Annotated in this window: 14 protein-coding genes; 9 read left to right on the top strand and 5 right to left on the bottom strand. The window is 71.2% G+C overall.

Annotated features, from left to right (window positions below):
* The first annotated feature begins 3 nt into the window (after nucleotides 1-3).
* The 3 genes from AC1PMG_RS16415 (at nucleotide 4) to AC1PMG_RS16405 (ending at nucleotide 1,587) form a co-directional block, all read left to right on the top strand.
* Nucleotides 4-324, top strand: a complete 321-nt coding sequence (locus tag AC1PMG_RS16415) for a YbaB/EbfC family nucleoid-associated protein (RefSeq protein ID WP_017909282.1) — start codon at nucleotides 4-6, stop codon at nucleotides 322-324.
* Nucleotides 325-549: 225 nt separating this feature from the next.
* Nucleotides 550-1,164: a recombination mediator RecR gene (recR, locus tag AC1PMG_RS16410; RefSeq protein ID WP_481109590.1), complete on the top strand. Its 615-nt coding sequence runs from the start codon at nucleotides 550-552 to the stop codon at nucleotides 1,162-1,164.
* Between the two features lie 75 nt (nucleotides 1,165-1,239).
* Entirely contained in the window at nucleotides 1,240-1,587 is a 348-nt protein-coding gene (locus AC1PMG_RS16405; protein WP_010342491.1) for a histidine triad nucleotide-binding protein, read from the top strand.
* 81 nt (nucleotides 1,588-1,668) lie between these two features.
* Here the strand turns inward: AC1PMG_RS16405 and AC1PMG_RS16400 are convergent, their stop codons facing one another.
* The 4 genes from AC1PMG_RS16400 to AC1PMG_RS16385 are packed head-to-tail and all read right to left on the bottom strand — an operon-like array spanning nucleotide 1,669 to nucleotide 6,041.
* Nucleotides 1,669-2,187, bottom strand: a complete 519-nt coding sequence (locus tag AC1PMG_RS16400) for a Slp family lipoprotein (RefSeq protein WP_017914772.1) — start codon at nucleotides 2,185-2,187, stop codon at nucleotides 1,669-1,671.
* Complete coding sequence (locus tag AC1PMG_RS16395) at nucleotides 2,184-4,133, bottom strand: transglutaminase TgpA family protein (protein WP_481109589.1); 1,950 nt, start codon at nucleotides 4,131-4,133, stop codon at nucleotides 2,184-2,186. Before AC1PMG_RS16395 ends, AC1PMG_RS16400 begins: the two co-directional genes overlap by 4 nt.
* Entirely contained in the window at nucleotides 4,126-5,082 is a 957-nt protein-coding gene (locus AC1PMG_RS16390) for a DUF58 domain-containing protein (RefSeq protein ID WP_481109588.1), read from the bottom strand. The genes AC1PMG_RS16395 and AC1PMG_RS16390 overlap by 8 nt, the downstream gene beginning before the upstream one ends.
* 5 nt (nucleotides 5,083-5,087) lie before the next feature.
* The gene (locus AC1PMG_RS16385; RefSeq protein WP_342074659.1) at nucleotides 5,088-6,041 is read right to left on the bottom strand and encodes an AAA family ATPase; all 954 of its coding nucleotides are present in this window, start codon (nucleotides 6,039-6,041) and stop codon (nucleotides 5,088-5,090) included.
* A 36-nt stretch (nucleotides 6,042-6,077) separates the two neighbouring features.
* Between AC1PMG_RS16385 and AC1PMG_RS16380 the strand changes: the two genes are divergently transcribed.
* Genes AC1PMG_RS16380 through AC1PMG_RS16370 form a run of 3 tightly spaced genes read left to right on the top strand, consistent with a single transcriptional unit; the run spans nucleotide 6,078 to nucleotide 10,804 of the window.
* Nucleotides 6,078-7,922: an ArnT family glycosyltransferase gene (locus AC1PMG_RS16380; protein WP_481109587.1), complete on the top strand. Its 1,845-nt coding sequence runs from the start codon at nucleotides 6,078-6,080 to the stop codon at nucleotides 7,920-7,922.
* A 48-nt stretch (nucleotides 7,923-7,970) separates the two neighbouring features.
* Complete coding sequence (locus AC1PMG_RS16375) at nucleotides 7,971-8,960, top strand: glycosyltransferase family 2 protein (protein WP_481109586.1); 990 nt, start codon at nucleotides 7,971-7,973, stop codon at nucleotides 8,958-8,960.
* Complete coding sequence (locus AC1PMG_RS16370; RefSeq protein WP_481109585.1) at nucleotides 8,957-10,804, top strand: hypothetical protein; 1,848 nt, start codon at nucleotides 8,957-8,959, stop codon at nucleotides 10,802-10,804. Before AC1PMG_RS16375 ends, AC1PMG_RS16370 begins: the two co-directional genes overlap by 4 nt.
* A gap of 21 nt (nucleotides 10,805-10,825) precedes the next feature.
* Here the strand turns inward: AC1PMG_RS16370 and AC1PMG_RS16365 are convergent, their stop codons facing one another.
* The gene (locus AC1PMG_RS16365; protein ID WP_481109584.1) at nucleotides 10,826-11,398 is read right to left on the bottom strand and encodes a Maf family protein; all 573 of its coding nucleotides are present in this window, start codon (nucleotides 11,396-11,398) and stop codon (nucleotides 10,826-10,828) included.
* A 144-nt stretch (nucleotides 11,399-11,542) separates the two neighbouring features.
* On the opposite strand from AC1PMG_RS16365, the gene AC1PMG_RS16360 reads away from it, so the two are divergent.
* From AC1PMG_RS16360 to AC1PMG_RS16350, 3 genes are all read left to right on the top strand, one after another.
* Complete coding sequence (locus AC1PMG_RS16360; RefSeq protein ID WP_010342480.1) at nucleotides 11,543-12,052, top strand: YceD family protein; 510 nt, start codon at nucleotides 11,543-11,545, stop codon at nucleotides 12,050-12,052.
* Between the two features lie 101 nt (nucleotides 12,053-12,153).
* Nucleotides 12,154-12,348 (top strand): 50S ribosomal protein L32, encoded by a 195-nt coding sequence (gene rpmF, locus AC1PMG_RS16355; protein ID WP_010342479.1) that lies wholly within the window; start codon nucleotides 12,154-12,156, stop codon nucleotides 12,346-12,348.
* A gap of 97 nt (nucleotides 12,349-12,445) precedes the next feature.
* Nucleotides 12,446-13,429 carry a beta-ketoacyl-ACP synthase III gene (locus AC1PMG_RS16350; RefSeq protein ID WP_481109583.1) on the top strand — a complete coding sequence of 328 codons (984 nt, stop codon included), beginning with the start codon at nucleotides 12,446-12,448 and terminating at the stop codon, nucleotides 13,427-13,429.
* The last annotated feature ends 611 nt before the right edge of the window (nucleotides 13,430-14,040 follow it).

Genomic DNA, 14,040 nt, shown 5'->3' with positions numbered 1-14,040 from the left:
ACGATGCGCGGCAATATCGCCCAACTGATGCAACAGGCGCAGAAGATGCAGGAAAACCTGCAGCGCGCCCAGGAAGAACTGGCCAAGCTGGAAGTCACCGGCAGCGCCGGCGGCGGCATGGTCAACGTGACCCTGACCGGCGCCAAGGAGTGCCGCAAGGTGCGGATCGATCCGAGCATCCTGGCCGACCAGGAAATGGCCGAGGACCTGATCGCTGCCGCCTTCAACGACGCCTCCAACAAGATCGATGCCGAATCCAAGGCGCGCATGGGCGCGGCCACCGCCGGCATGCCGATCCCGCCGGGCATGAAGCTGCCGTTCTGAGAGGCCGGGATTCGGGATTCGGGAGTGGGGATTCGCGGTTTTTCGCGAGTGCGCTGCCTCTCCTGCTTCGGTGAATTCCTCGCGTAGGAGCGGCTTCAGCCGCGAGGGGCGTTACCGGTAATGCCCCTCGCGGCTGAAGCCGCTCCTACAAGGACATCGCGTGACAGCGATGTTTCCCTTACGAATCCCCAATCCCCAATCCCCACTCCCGAATCCCCAACCACAATGAGCTCGCCCCTGCTCGAACAACTGATCGATGCGTTCCGCGTGTTGCCTGGCGTCGGCCAGAAGACCGCGCAGCGCATGGCGTATCACGTGCTCGAGCGCGAGCGCGAAGGCGGGCAGCGGCTGGCCGAGCGGTTGCACGAGGCGATCGAGCGCATCGGCCATTGCGCGCAGTGCCGCGATTTCAGCGAGACCGAGCTCTGCGCGATCTGCGCCAGTCCCGCGCGCGACCGCCAGCAGCTGTGCGCGGTGGAATCGCCGGCCGACCGGCTGGCGATCGAGCACGCCACCGGCTACCGCGGGCTTTACTTCATCCTGCAGGGCAAGCTGTCGCCGCTGGACGGCATCGGTCCGCGCGAACTGGGCCTGGATCGGCTGGCCGCGCGGTTGGCGCAGGGCGAGGTGGCCGAGCTGATCATCGCCACCAACTCCACGGTCGAAGGCGAGGCCACCGCGCATTACCTGGCGCAACTGGCGCGCCAGCATGGCGTGCGGCCGAGCCGGCTGGCGCAGGGTCTGCCGCTCGGCGGCGAGCTGGAGTATGTGGATCGCGGCACCCTGTCGCACGCCTTCGGCAGCCGCAGCGAAGTGCCGCGTACCGGCACCGGCGAGTAAGCGCCGCACGCGGCTGCGGCGCGACGCCGAATTGGGCTATAACGGCGGCCCCTTCTTTCGTTCCGGGCGCGCTCCATGGACACCATCTTCGGCAAGATCATCCGTCGCGAAATTCCGGCCAGCATCGTCTACGAGGACGATGCCGTGCTCGGTTTCAAGGACATCGCGCCGCAGGCGCCGGTGCATGTGCTCTTCATCCCCAAGCAGGTGGAGATTCCGACCCTGGACGACCTGGCGCCGGAGCAGGCGACCCTGGTCGGCCGGCTGGTGCTGGCCGCGGCCAGCTACGCGCGCGAGCAGGGCCTGGCCCAGGACGGCTACCGGGTGGTGATCAACTGCCGCGAGCACGCCGGGCAGACCGTGTTCCACCTGCATTTGCATCTGCTCGCCGGTGCGCCGCTGGGGCGCTTCGGTACGCCCTGAGCAGCGGCTGGCGCGAACGTGCAGGCATAAAAAAACGCCGCTGGATCAGCGGCGTTTTTCGTTGTTGCCGATGCGGCAGGCTTACCACCAGCCCCAGCGCGGACCCCACGGACCCCACGGGCCGCCCCAGGGGCCGTACGGGTAGGCGGGCACCACTTCGACCTGGCGCACCACCGGCCACAGGTAGACCACGTCCGCGTCCATCTTCGGCAGGCGGTAGTCGTACTCGCCGATGCGGGTATTGTCGTAGCCGGACACGTGGCCGATGAAGGTCACCTCGCGGCCGGGCTCGAACACCGCCGGGTCGTAGAAGCCGGCGCGGCAGGCGATGAAGCGGCCATCGCTGGCGTCGGCGGCATCGCTGTCCGGGCGGCCGCTGGCATTGAGCGGGCGCGACAGCATCTGGAAGCAGGTCTGGCCCTGGCCGGGCGTGGTCTTGATGATCTTGCCGCCCCAGCGCACCGGCGCGCCGGCCTGCTGGCCGGCGACCGAGTCGCGCGGGCTGACGGGCGCGAACTGGCCCTGCAGCGGCTTGGGGGCGGTGGCGCAGGCGCCGAGCGCCAACGCAGCGATCACGGGGAACAGCAGGCGAATCTTCATCGGGATGCTCCAGTGGGCGGACGGTGCCTGCGCAGGTCGCGCAACAATGAAGCGCTGTCCGAATCAGCGCCAGCGTAGCGCGCATCGGCGAAACGCCGGCTGAGCGGAATCAGGCTCGCATCGCCGGTTTCCCGCTGTACGCGCGCCGCCCACGCCAGGGCCGGTTCGTGCGGGTCGCGGCCCAGCCCACGCCGGGCGTAGCGCCGGCCCAGCGCCCGCCAGGCCCGCAGCAGCGGATCGCGTTCGCGCTCGCCGCGCGCGAGCCACCAGGCCATCGCACCCAGCAGCAGCACCGCGAACCCGGCGAACAGGGCCACCAATTGGCCGGGATCCAGCTTCGGCACGCCGAATTGGCTGAGCAGGCGCTGCTGGCGGTTGGCATCGAAGGACAGCACCAGGTCGTTCCAGCCGCGTCGTGCCCAGTCGGCGAGGTCGCGCCAGCGCCAGTCTGCGGCGCCGCCCTGCGCGCCGGCCTCGCTGCCCAGGCGGTCCTCCAGGGTGTCGTAGATGCGCTCCGGCGCCACCGCCGCGGTCGGGTCCACCCGCACCCAGCCGCGTTGCGGCAGCCACACCTCGGCCCAGGCGTGCGCGTCCATGCGCCGCACCACCCAGTAGTCGCCGAACGCATTGCGGGTGCCGCCGGCATAGCCGGTGACCACGCGCGCAGGAATGCCGGCGCCGCGCATCAGCACCACGAACGCCGAACTGAAGTGCTGGCAGAACCCTGCCTTTTGCTGGAACAGGAACTCGTCCACGCCGTCGCGGCCGGGCAGCGGCGTCTCCAGGGTGTAGGCGAAGTCGCGGCGGATCCATTGCAGGGCGCGGGCGACGATCGCCGCGTCGTCGGCGCCGGCCTGCTGCCGCCACTGCCGGGCCAGTGCCAGGGTGCGCGGGTTGTAGCCGGGCGGCAGCGCCAGCGCGCGCTGCCGTTGCGCCGGCGCGAGATCGGCCTCGACCCGCTGCGGCAGCGCCGACCGCAGACGCCAGCGGGTCAGCGCGCTGAGTGGGCGCTCGGTCTGCAGCACGGCGTCGGCCGTCAGCCGGGTGCCGGCCGGTGCCTGGCGGGGCAGGTCCAAGGCGACCAGTTGCCGGCGGTCGGTCGGCTCCACCTCGAGCTGGTAGTCCCAGCCGCCGGGTGCGAGCTGGATCGGCGGTGCCGGCGCGAAGACGTTGTCCCGCTGCGCACGCCAGGTGCGGCCGTCGAAATCCCACAGCACCGGGCCGCGCCAGTAGCGCTGTGCCGGTGCCGGCACCGGGCCGAAAAACTGCACACGCAATGCGGGGGTGTCGTCGGCCAGCAGGTCCAGCCACTGCCCCGGACTCATCGTGTCCGACAGGCCGGGACGGCCCAGCGCACGTTCCGGTACGCCCCACAGCGGCGAGCCCAGCCGCGGGAACAGCCAGAACGCGGCCAGCGCCAGCGGCAGGCCCAACGCCAGCAGACGGCCGACGCCGCGCAACTGCCCGCGCAGCGGGCGCTGCGTGCTATGCCCTTCCTGGTCGGCCAGGCGCTGCATGCACAGCAGTGCCGCGATCACCGCGGCCAGCCCCAGCGCCATCGTCACCGGCCCCTGGTCGAGCAGGAAGGCGGCGAACGGCGCGAACAGGGCGAAGCCGAGCAGGCTGCGCGCATCGCGCAGGCTCCTCAGTTCCGAGGGCTTGATCGCCAGCATCGCCGCCAGCAGTGCGCAGCCGGTATCGCGGCCGAAGCGCAGGCCGACCTGCCAGTAAAGCGCCGCGAGCATCGCTGCGACCAGGGCCAGGCGCAGCAACGCCGGCAGCGGCCGCCACGCCGAACTGGCGCCGATCAGCAGCGCCGACAGCGCGATCAGCCAGGCCAGGGTGCCGGGCAACTGCAGCAGCAGCGGCAGCAAGGCCAGCAGCGCCGCGCCCAGCGCCCAGGCGCGGCTGGCGGCATGCAGCGTCGGCGAGCGCGGCTCAGCCATGCGGCAGCAGCGCCAGCGCGCGCAGGCACAGGTGTCGGTGCTGGGGGCCGCGGCCCGGGCCCAGCGCCGGCTGCCCGGGCAACAGCAAACGGTAGCGGCGACCGTCGCGTTCGGCGTCCTCGACCCAGCGCGCCAGCCGCGCGATGCGGCGTTCGTGCGGCAACGTCGGCAGCGTGCGCCAGTCCAGCACCACGTCCACCCCGATCGGGCGTTCGTACTCGCGCACCAGCAGGGTGTCGCGGCGCGCCGAGTGCTTCCAGGCGATCGCCCGCGGTGCATCGCCGGCCCGATACGGGCGCAGTTGGTGCAATTCCTCGCCCAGCGCGTGCAGGCGGGTCTGGGTCGGGGTGCCGGCGCCGGCCGGCAGCGGCGGGCCGTCGGCCTCCGGTTGCGGATAGACCAGCAGCGGGGCGTCCGGCCAGAACCAGGCCCAGGCGCGCAGCAGGCCCAGCGGCTGGGTGGTGGAGACCTGGATGCGCTGCAGGTCGAGCCAACCACGGCGTTCGGTGGGCACCTCCAGGTCGGCCTCGTTGCGGTCGTCGCGGTGCAGGTCCAGGTAGGTGTGCGCGGCACCGTGGCGCACGCGCAGGCCGCGCCGTCGGCGGCCGTCGGCGGTGGCCAGCGCCAATCGCAGGCGCAGCGGCTGCCCGGCCGCGACCGGCTCGGCCGACAGCGCCTCCAGCCGCAGCCCGGACAACTGCAGGTGCGCGACGATGGCGCTGGCCATCGCGGCCGCGCCGAGCAGCATCGCCAGCAGCAGCGCGGGGTTGTTGTTGTAGTTCAGCGCGCCGAGCAGCATCGCCGCCAGCAGCAGCGCCAGGAAGCCGCCGAACGGCGTCGGCAGGATGTAGATGCGACGTCGGTCCAACTGCACCGGCAGGGCTTCCGGCGCGCGCGGCGCGGCCAACTGCGCCAGTCGCTGCCGCCAGTCGCGCCGCCCGCCCGGCATGAGTGTCAGTCCACCGCGACGCTGTGCAGGATCGCCTTGGCCAGGGCCTGGCCGGAGGCCGATTCCTGCTCGGCCACCAGGCGGTGCTCGGCCACGGCCACGAACAGCGCCTGCACGTCGTCGGGCAGCACATGGCCGCGGCCGAGCAACAGCGCATGCGCCTTGGCCGCGCGCAGCAGGGCGATGCCGGCGCGCGGCGACAGGCCGACGCGCACGCCCGGGTGCTGGCGGCTGCGCGCCAGCAGCGCCTGCACGTAGCCGACCAGCGCCTCGCTGGCGTGGATCTGCTCCACGCCCTGCCGCAGCGTGGCCATGTCGGCCTCGCCGAGCAGCGGCTGCGCCTGTGCGATGAGGTCGCGGCGATCGCTGCCGCTGAGCAGCGCGCGTTCGGCCTCGGCGTTGGGATACCCCAGCGCCAGCCGCAGCAGGAAGCGGTCCAGTTGCGAGTCGGGCAGCGGGAACGTGCCCGACAGGTCCACCGGGTTCTGCGTGGCGATGACGAAGAACGGCGACGGCAGCGGATGGGTGGTGCCGTCGAGCGTGACCTGCTGTTCGGCCATCGCTTCCAGCAGCGCGCTCTGCGTGCGCGGCGGCGCGCGATTGATCTCGTCGGCGAGCAGCACGTGGGTGAACACCGGGCCGGGGTGGAACTGGAACTGGCGCGACTGCGCGTCGTACACCGACACGCCGAGCACATCGGCCGGCAACAGATCGGAGGTGAACTGCACGCGCTGGAAGCCCAGCCCCAGGCTCGCGGCCAGCGCATGCGCCAGCGTGGTCTTGCCCAGGCCGGGCAGGTCCTCGATCAGCAGATGTCCACCGGACAGCAGGGCGACAAACGCCATGCGCACCTGTTGCGGCTTGCCCAGGACCAGCGCATTGACCTGCTGCTGGGCGCGCGTGAGCGCCTCGCGCAACGTATCGGTTAGCATTTCCGGCAAGCGGAGCGGAGTAGGCATCGCATTCTCGCAACGGTTTCAGGGAGTGTACGGGCAATGCAAGGGGAACAACGTGCACGCAGCGTCTTCATCGTGCTGTGGACGCTCGTCACTGCCGCCAAACTGCTGGTCGCCGCGCGCCTGCCGTTGTTCGTGGACGAGGCATTCTATTGGCAGGAAGGCCAGCATCTGGCGCTGGCCTACTCGGACCTGCCCGGGCTGACCGCGTGGCTGGCGCGGCTGGGCGTGGCGCTCGGCGGCGACCACCTGCTGGCACTGCGCGCACCCTTCCTGCTGCTGGGCGCGGCAGTGCCGTGGCTCATCGCACGCATCGCCACGCGCTGGTTCGGTGCGGTGGCGGGCTGGCGCGCCGGCAGCCTGGCCTTGCTGATGCCGTTGTCCGGCACCCTGGGCATCCTGGCGCTGCCGGACGTGCCGATGGCGTTGGCGACGATCCTGTGCATCGACGCCACCGCGCGGCTGCTGCGCCAGACCGAGGCGATGAGCGCGGTGGAGCTGGCGCTGGGTCTGGTCATCGGCGCGCTGAGCCATTACCGCTTCGTCGGCGTGATCGGCGTCGGCGCGATCGCGCTGCTGCTGATCCCGCAGGGCCGGCGCATGCTGCGCGATCCGCAGGTGTGGGTGGCGCTGGCGCTGGGCATGGTCGCCTGGCTGCCGCTGCTGGCCTGGAACGCGGACAACGGCGAGGCCGGTCTCAAGTTCCAGTTGGTCGACCGCCATCCCTGGAGTTTCCAGCCCGCCGGCATCGCCTTCCTGCTGATCCAGTTGCTGCTGGTCACGCCGCTGCTGGCGGTGGCGATGACCAAGGTGGCGCTGATGGCCACACGCGGCGGCAGCAGCGGCACGCGCGTGCAGTGGCGGTATTTCGGCCTGCTCGGCGGGGTGTCCACGCTGGGCATCTTCCTGCTCGGGTTCTTCACCGACGCCGAGCGGGTCAGCTTCCACTGGCCGCTGCCGGGTTATCTGGCGCTGCTGATCGCCACGCCGGTGATCCTCAATGGCTGGAGCAAGCCGCTGCGCCGCGCCACCTGGCTGCTGGCCGGGCTGGGCCTGGTCGGTGCGTTCGGCTACTACCTGGCGGTGTCGGTGCCGGCGGTGCGCGAGCACACTGCCGGCGACAAGTACTACCCGCGCAACTTCGCCGGCTGGCGGCCGCTGGCCGGCGCGGTGCGGCGCGAACTGGCGAGCATGCCGCCCGGCACCCAGGTGCTGGCGGACAACTTCAAGGTCGGCGCCGAACTCGGCTTCGAACTGCGCGATCCCAACATCCAGGTGTTGCCGCATCCGTTGAACGACAAGCACGGACGCAGCGCGCAACTGCAGCAGTGGGGCCTGCTCAGCGACGGCCACCGCGACGCTCCGCGGCTGCTGGTGCTTTCGCCCAGCGACATGAAGTACCGGCTGCTGCTGCAGCGCTACCACGCGGTCTGCGACCTGGTCGGCCCGCTGCCGCCGCCGCGGGTGGTGTCCAGCGACCACGGCAGCCAGCGTTTCCTGCTGTTCGCACTGCCGGCGCAGCGTGCGAACGGCCCTTGCACCACGCCGGCGATGGCCTGGTTCAACACGCCGGACGTGGACGCCAGCGTCGGCCGCCGCTTCGACGTTTCCGGCTGGGCGTTCAAGGACGGCGTGGGGATCGACCGGGTCGAGGTGCTGCTCGACGGCAAGGTCGCGGTGCAGGCGCACTACGGCGACGTCTACGACGTCACCAAATTCTGGAAGATCTCCACCGATCCGGGCCACCCCAACATCGGCTTCCGCGCCAGCGTCGATGCCAGCGGCCTGGCGCCGGGCACGCACTGGCTGGGCCTGCGCCTGCACGGGCGCGACGGCAGCGTCGAGGACTGGTGGGAGCAATCGATCGTGCTGCGCCCGCGCTGAGCTAGGATGGCGCGCCTTTCCGCCGTCGCGCAGGACCGCACGCCGCCCATGTCCAGTTTCCCTTCCGATCGCCCCGCGGCCGTGCCGCGGATCGCGGTGCTGGTGCCCTGCCACAACGAGGCGGCCACCATCGGCCGGGTCGTGGCCGATTTCGCCACGCATCTGCCGGGCGCGCAGGTCCACGTGTTCGACAACAATTCCAGCGACGCCACCATCGCCCGTGCGCGTGCGGCCGGCGCGGTGGTGCGCGAGGTCGCGCTGCAGGGCAAGGGCAACGTGGTGCGGCGCCTGTTCGCCGACATCGAGGCCGACGTCTACGTGCTGGTCGACGGCGATGCGACCTACGATGCGGCGATGGCGCCGGCGCTGGTCGAGCGCCTGCTGCGCGACGGGCTGGACATGGTGGTCGGCGCTCGCCGCAGCGACGAAGCGGCGGCGTACCGCGCCGGCCATCGCACCGGCAACGTGCTGCTGACCCGCTGCGTGGGCTTCCTGTTCGGTCGCAGCTTCGACGACATGCTGTCCGGCTACCGGGTGTTCTCGCGACGCTACGTGAAGTCGTTTCCCGCGCATGCGGCCGGCTTCGAGACCGAGACCGAACTGGCGGTGCACGCGCTGCAGCTGCGCATGCCGGTGGCCGAGGTGGACACTGCCTATGGCGCGCGTCCGGAAGGATCGCAGAGCAAGCTGCGCACCTGGCACGACGGCACCCGCATCCTGTTGACCATCCTGCGCCTGTTCAAGGCCGAGCGGCCCTTGCTGTTCTTCTCGCTGGGCTTCGGCGCCTGCGTGCTGCTGGCGCTGGCGCTGGCGGTGCCGCTGTTGCTGACCTATCTGCACACCGGCCTGGTGCCGCGGTTTCCCACCGCGATCCTGTGCTCGGCGCTGGTCCTGCTCGGCGTGCTGCTGCTGGCCTGCGGGCTGATCCTGGACACGGTTACGCGCGGCCGCATCGAGGCCAAGCGCCTGGCCTACCTGGCGATCCCGGCCTGGCCGGCGGCGGATGCGCAGGGTGCGCATCATGGTGATGGCGCATGAGCACGACCGCTGCTGCCGCGGCGCTGCCGCGCCCGACGCGCCGCCAGCGCCTGCTCGCCGCGCTGGATCGCCGCTTCGCCTTCCACAGCCGCGGCAACGTGATCGCCGCGGGTGTGGCGGTCGCGCTCCTGGGTGGGCTGCTGTCGCTGTGGCTGGGTCAGGACGCCAACTGGGACCTGCGCAACTACCACCTGTACAACGGCTACGCCGCATTGCACGGCCGCCTCGGCATCGACCTGGCGCCGGCGCAGATGCAGAGCTACTTCAATCCGCTGCTGGACGTGCTGCATTACGCGCTGTTCGTCGGCCTGCCTGCGCCGCTGGCCGGCTTTGCGATGGGCGTGCTGCATGCCCTGGCGTTCCTGCTGCTGGCGGGCATCGTCTGGCAGGTGCTGGACCCGCGGCTGGACCGCGCGCGGCTGGCGCCGTGGCTGGCGTTGGCGGGGCTGTGCAGCGCCGCGTTCCTGTCCGAGTTCGCCGGCACCATGGCCGACAACACCAGCGCGTTGCCGGTGCTGGGCGCGCTGCTCGCCGCACTGCATGCGCAACGCCGCCAGCAGGCCGCGGCGCAGGGCGTGGCGCTGGGCTGGTGGACGCTGGCCGGTGCCCTGCTCGGGCTGGCGATGGCCTGCAAGTTGACCAATGCCCTGTTCGCGCTGGCCCTGGGCGTGGCCGCGCTGGTCGCCGGCGGGCGCCCGCGGCAGCGCATCGGTGGCGCCGCGGTACTGACCGCGGTGACCCTGCTCAGCTTCGTGCTGCTGGCCGGGCCGTGGCTGCTGCGGGTGTGGCAGACCTTCGGCAATCCGCTGTTCCCGCAGTTCAACAGCCACTTCCTGGCGCCGCTGGCGCAGCCGGTGGCGGTCAGCGACACACGCTGGTTGCCGAAGACGCTATGGGAGTGGCTGACTTGGCCGCTGCAGTTCTCGTTGGCGCCGAACCGGGTCAGCGAGGTACGCCTGCGGCAACTGGTGTGGCCGCTGCTGTATCTGCTGGGCCTGGTCGCGCTGCTGCGCTGGGTGCTGCGGCGTCCGCGCGCCTCCGCGCCGGCGGAGGTGGTCGCGCCGGCGTGGCGCGCGGTGCTGGTGTTCGTGGTGGTCGCCTTTCTTGCCTGGCAGGCGGCCTTCAGCATCCAGCGCTACCTGGTGGTGCCGGAGCTGCTGGCGCTGCTGCTGCTGTGGGTGGGGCTGCGGCGGCTGCTGCCGACGCGCATCGCCGCCCCAGCGGCGCGTTGGACCCTGATCGCCTGTGCGGCCTTTGCGCTGTATGGCTGGGGCGACTGGGGCCACGAGCGCTGGGCGCGGCAGGCGTTCCGGGTGCAGGCGCCGCCGATGCCGCAGCCCGGGCGCAGCCTGGTGCTGCTGGTCGGCGATGCGCCGGAGTCCTGGCGCATCCCGTTCCTGCCAGAGCAGGCGGCGTACGCGTCGGTCGCCTCCAATTTCCCGGAAACGCCGGCCTACGCCGCGCGGGTCCGCGAAATGCTGGCGGCGCGCGGGCAGGGCTATGCGCTGTTGCCGGCAGAGGTGGACCGCAACGTCGAACGCCTGCAGCGGCTCAATGCCGTGGCCGCGCGCCTGGGTCTGGACCGCGGCCCGGACTGCGCGCTGATGCGGCGTCTCGCGCATCGCCCGGTGCGCGCCGGCGTGGAGGTGGATGCCGGTCGTTGTCGCTGGGTGCTGCTGCCGGAACGGGCCGTGGATGTCGCCGCCGCGGACCGCCAGACCCAGGCGCTGGCCGCGCAGCAACTGGCGCGCTACGGCCTGGCGCTGCAGCCGGGCTCGTGCCAGCTCTACCCGTCCTGGGTCGGCCAGGCGCGCTTCCCGTACCAGTGGTGCCGGCTGCAGTAAGGAGCAGCACCTGTCGGCCGGCTAGGGCAGGGTAAAGCCGGCCTCGCGCAGCAGCTCGGACAGCGCGATCAACGGCAGTCCGATCAGCGCGGTGGGGTCCTGGCTGTGGATCGCGCGGAACAGGCTGATGCCCAGGCCTTCGCACTTGAAGCTGCCGGCGCAGTCCAGCGGCTGTTCGGCGGCGACGTAGCGGGCGATGGCCTCGGCCTGCAGGTCGCGGAACTGCACTTCGGTGAGGTCGCAGGCGTGCAGGGTGTGCGTGCCGCGCTGCAGGCAGACCGCGGTGTGGAAGCGCACGCTGCGCCCGGACATGGCGGCCAGCTGCGCGTGTGCCGCGGCGACGTTGCCGGGCTTGCCCAGCGGTTGGCCGTCCAGTTCGGCGACCTGGTCCGAGCCGATCACCCAGGCTTCCCCGGCGGTGGCCGCGACCGCCGCCGCCTTGGCCGCGGCCAGCCGCTGCGCCAGCGCCAGCGGCGCTTCGCCGGGCAGCGGGGTTTCGTCGACCTGCGGGCGCGCGCAGTCGAAGGGCAGGCGCAGCCGCTGCAGCAGTTCGCGGCGGTAGGCGGAGGTGGAAGCCAGGATCAGCGCGGGCATCGGCGGAAGGGCGGGCGGCGGCAGGCCGGGGCCGGCAGTCTGCGGCGGCCGGCGCGGACCGGCAAGGCGGTTCGGGGCCGGGCTGGCAGCGGCCAAGGGGGCGGTTTGACAGCGGCCCCGGCAGTCCTTAACATTCTGCGGCTTATGTCCGCGAACGTGCCCGAACTGTTGGATGCCTGGCGGATGGTCGCAGCGCGCAGGGTCTTCGAAGACCGCCTGCCGCTCTCGGCGATGACCCGTCTGCAAGGCAGCCTGGCCGACACCGAAGGCGAATGCCGCTACACGCTGGAATTCGGCCGCGACGCTGTACTGCAAGTGTCCTATGTCGAACTGAAGATCGAAACCGAGCTGCCGCTGATCTGTCAGCGCAGCCTGCAGCGCTTCCTGCTGCCGGTGTCGAGCGTGCAGCGGCTGGGGCTGATCCGCAGCGAGGAAGAAGAAGCCGCGCTGCCGCCGGATCACGAGGCCTTGCTGGTGCCGGAAGACGGCATGCTGCGGCCGGCCGATCTGGTCGAGGACGAGCTGGTGCTGGCGGTGCCGCTGGTGCCGGTGGCGCCCGGAAGCGAGGCGGTCGATCGCGACTGGCCGGCGACCGAGGAAGAAACGAGCAAGGTCAACCCGTTCGCGGCGTTGGCGGCGCTGAAGAAACAGTAGCGGTCGGTCCGCCTGCCGCTGCCTGAGGTTGTTGCCGGACGCGCGCGTCCTGCGCGACGTAATGACGACAGATGTAAACGAACCGAGTTTGGAGCAATCCCATGGCTGTGCAGAAATCCCGTGTCACCCCGTCCCGCCGCGGCCAGCGCCGTTCGCACGACGCCCTCAGCGCCAAGCAGCTGTCGACCGATCCGACCAGCGGCGAGATCCACCTGCGCCACCACGTCACCGCTGACGGTTACTACCGTGGCAAGAAGGTGATCGCCACCAAGACCGCGCAGGTCGAAGAAGATTGATGCGTGCCCGTCCACCGCGCTGCGGCGGACGGAGTCACCCATCTTCACAGGCCGCGCCGCACCGGGGCGGCCTGCGTAACAGGCAACAGGAACCAGAATGAGCAAGCGGATCTATTCCAGGATCGCGGGCACCGGCAGCTATTTGCCTGAAAAAGTGTTGACCAACGACGATCTGTCGCAGATGGTCGACACCAGCGACGAATGGATCCGCAGCCGTACCGGCATCCGCGAGCGGCACATCGCCGCCCCCGGCCAGACCGCCGGCGACCTGGGCTACGAGGCCGCGCTGAAGGCCATCGAAGCCGCCGGCATCGATGCCGCCGAACTCGACATGATCGTGGTCGGCACCACCACGCCGGACCTGATCTTCCCGTCCACCGCCTGCCTGATCCAGGCCCGCCTTGGCGTGGTCGGTTGCCCGGCGCTGGACGTCAACGCCGCCTGCTCCGGCTTCGTCTACGCGCTCAGCGTGGCCGACAAGTTCATCCGCAGCGGCGACGCCAAGACCGTGCTGGTCATCGGCACCGAAACCCTCAGCCGCATCGTCGACTGGACCGAGCGCACCACCTGCGTGCTGTTCGGCGACGGCGCCGGCGCGGTGGTCCTGCGCGCCGACGAAGACACGGGCATTCTCAGCACCCATCTGCATGCCGACGGCAGCAAAAAGGAACTGCTGTGGAATCCGGTCGGCATCGCCACCGGCCTGGGCGACGGCACCGGCGACCCGGCCGCCGGCGGCATCCAGATGAAGGGCAGCGAGGTGTTCAAGTACGCGGTCAAGGCGCTGGACGCCGTGGTCGACGAGACCCTCGAGGCCAACTGCTTGGACAAGCACGACCTGGACTGGCTGATCCCGCACCAGGCCAATCTGCGCATCATCGAGGCCACCGCCAAGCGCCTGGACCTGCCGATGGAGCAGGTGGTGGTGACGGTGGACATCCACGGCAACACCTCGTCCGCCTCGGTGCCGATGGCGCTGGACGTGGCGGTGCGGTCGGGCCGCGTGCAGCGCGGCCAGTTGCTGCTGCTTGAAGCCTTCGGCGGCGGTTTCACCTGGGGCTCGGCGCTGCTGCGCTACTGAGCCTGTCCGTGCGCGGCGCCATCGGCACCGCGGTACGCAGCGGCAATGCCGGATGCTGTGCGTCGTCTCCACGACACACGGCGATGCGCTGGCCGACCCCATCGTTGTCGATGCCAGTGCGCGCCAGGCTCGCGCACCATCGGTTGTGCGCAGTCGCTGCGGCCGGACACGCAGTGCTGCCTGCGCGCGCTGTGTCCGTCGTCGCATCTCGCTCGCGCCTTACCGAAGCTCCTGTATTTAGCCGCGACCGGCTTTCACGGGCACGCCCGTCGCGGCTTAAGCAGCTCCTGCGGTGGCAACGAGGTGGCACCGTTGCGTGGCGGCAGAGCGGTTGTTGCGGCGCCCTGGGCACGGTCGGTCGAGGTGCGGTTCGATCCGAGTGGCCGCCAGGGCGTCCGCGCCATCGTGCCATCGCCTGGGCGCGAGTCCATGCCGATTCGACCAACGCCCATCGCGCCGCGCTGCTGTCGGCATGCGCTGCCTTTGCCTTGCCTGACGCACCCGTCGCAGCGCGTTCTGCTCGCATGCGTCGCGCCCGCACGCGCGCTGTCGGCATGGCCCGGCAGGGCGGAGCCGAGCGCCGCTGGCACCGCGCGGTGGCCAGCGGCCAC

This window comes from Xanthomonas sp. NCPPB 2250 (assembly GCF_056725265.1).
This window is presented reverse-complemented; position numbering and strand designations above follow the sequence as displayed.